The sequence below is a fragment of the Candidatus Thiosymbion oneisti genome, from assembly GCF_900092655.1.
GTDB classification, from domain to species: Bacteria; Pseudomonadota; Gammaproteobacteria; order Chromatiales; family Chromatiaceae; genus Thiosymbion; species Thiosymbion oneisti.
Genome location: NZ_FLUY01001358.1, coordinates 1 through 2,208, shown reverse-complemented (window position 1 = coordinate 2,208; position 2,208 = coordinate 1). Strand labels below are relative to the sequence as shown.

The window sequence follows — 2,208 nt, the reverse complement described above, 5'->3', positions numbered from 1 at the left end:
CCTCAGTCACGGGGGATACCAGCGGCGTTGGCCGGGAATCCGGGCACTTAGGTTCCACCCGCGCCGCGGCGACGGCGCTTTCCCCTAGCCACAACGCCTTTGTTGGGAACGGATACCTCGCCAAATCCAAAGCGGCGGCAGGATTGTGCCACTTGGCCGCCCCCCCGCTTATCCTGGCGCTATCGATTCCGGTAAGCATCGGGGTCAGGTTGCCGCCGCACTCCAAAACGTCCGGTGGTCCCCTTCCATGATCCTTGGCAGTCCGGAATCCATAAAGAACCTTTCATTTTTAATCTGTGGAAATCTGCGTAATCTGCGGATTCAAAATGCGAATTTGCAAAGGGACAAAACACACAGCACAAAGGGTCATAATTCCCTGGCGAGACGAAAACCAAGGTCGTCGAACGCATCATCGGTGGTGATCCAGATCCGGTCCGCCGACCGGAGGTTCCTTGGATGGTTGAACCAGCCACCGCCGCGAGCCACACGCCGGGTACAGTCGCCGCCGTTCCCCTGACTCCAAGCACTGCCGTCGGACGGGGCACCCCGGTAGTTCTTGTGCCAGCAATCCTGGGTCCATTCCCAGATATTGCCGGCGATCTCATGGAGCCCCCAGGGATTGGCCGGCAGACTGCCGGCCGGGACCGTCTGTCCCCGGTAGACCCCGGTCTTGGCCCCACAGTCGTTGTAATCATAGTTTTCGCCGTCGTAGTTGGCCTGGTCGGTGTGGATGCAGTCGCCGGTCCAGAAGGGGGTCCGGGTACCGGCCCGGGCGGCATACTCCCACTCGGCCTCGGTAGGCAGGCGATAGCGCTCGCCGGTCTGATCACTCAGCCAATCCACATAGGCGGTGGCGTCGTCCCAACTGACATTGATCACCGGCTGCTCGCCCCGTCCCCAGTCCTCATCGTTCGGCTTCTTACGCCCCCTGGCCGCAGCGAAGCGGTCGTATTCGGCAAAAGTAACCTCGGTACGGCCCATGGCGAAGGAATCCAGGGTTACCCTATGGACCGGTCCCTCGTCATCACTGCGCTCAGGCTCGGTGGCGGGGGAGCCCATTTGGAAGCTGCCGCCGGGGATAACCACCATCGCCGGTCCCCGCGAGCCATCTTCAAGGGTGTCACGTAAGATCAGGGGTTTGTCTTTCTCCAGGATAAAACTGATACCCCCAGCTAACACTCCGACGAAAACTACAATCAACCCGACTACGCCAATCCATCGTCGGGACGAGACTGGTTGCTTTAGGACCGGTGCCGGGTCCGACGGTGGAGATGGATCGGGCGGCGGCGAGGACGAGTCAACGATCTTAGGGGTGTCCGCCGGCAGATCTTGAGGGGGGGTTGGTACAGGTTTTGGTTCCGGCGCTGAAGACAGATCAGGCGGCGACGAGGACGAGTCGGCGATCTCGGGAGTGTCCGCCGGCGGATCTTGAGGAGCATCTGGTACAGGCTTTGGTTCCGACGATAGAGACGGATCAAGCGGCGGCGAGGGCGAGTCGGCGATCTTAGGAGTGTCCGCCGGTCGATCCTGAGCGGCGTTTGATACAGGCTTTGGTTCCGGTGTCGAAGGCAGATCGGGCTCAGGCGTCGAGGGCGGGCCGGCGATCTTGGCAATGTCTGCCAGTAGGACCTGAAATGCGGTGGCATCCCGAGCGCCTGTCCAGCCCACTAAGCTGGGGGTATGGACATTGTAGAATTTGATGGGAAGCTCGATCCCGTCGTCGATCCGGATGGAGACAACTTTTCCCCGATCTTTCGCCCAGGCCGACTCCGCGCGTACCCACTCGGAGGCCACCGAGTGTTGCGACCAAACAGTGATCACGCACTGCACCTTCTTCAAGGTGCTCTCGATGAGCTCGTCGAAGGGCTCGCCGGCGCGGATCTCCAGATCCCACCAGACCTGGTAGCCCTCGGCGGTCAGGGCATCCACCAGGGGCTTGACCCGTTGGCGGTCCTGTTGCGAATAGCTGATGAAGATGTCGGCCATGTCTCTAGCCTGTCCTGTTCTTTGTTCTTGCCCGGGTTCTTGCCCGGCGGACGTGGATCAAATCGTAGAGAGTAACCCGACGGCGAAAAAACTACGAATCACGCGAATCCTCGGCAGAGGCTCAGTTTAAAAATTTTAGCTCTTTATGGATTCCGGACTGCCAAGGATCATGGGAGGGTACCAGCGGACGTTTTGGAGTGCGGCGGCAACCTCGCCTCGATG

General features: G+C 60.5%; 2 protein-coding genes. One reads left to right on the top strand and one right to left on the bottom strand.

All coding sequences use genetic code 11. From position 1 onward, the window contains the following. A partial coding sequence (locus BQ17_RS22755) for a hypothetical protein (RefSeq protein ID WP_218068273.1) occupies positions 1 to 251 on the top strand: 251 nt, incomplete at its 5' end. Between the two features lie 115 nt (positions 252 to 366). On the opposite strand, the gene BQ17_RS13915 is transcribed toward BQ17_RS22755, so the two are convergent. Further along, positions 367 to 1,986 carry an SUMF1/EgtB/PvdO family nonheme iron enzyme gene (locus tag BQ17_RS13915; RefSeq protein ID WP_089728044.1) on the bottom strand — a complete coding sequence of 540 codons (1,620 nt, stop codon included), beginning with the start codon at positions 1,984 to 1,986 and terminating at the stop codon, positions 367 to 369. Positions 1,987 to 2,208: the final 222 nt, after the last annotated feature.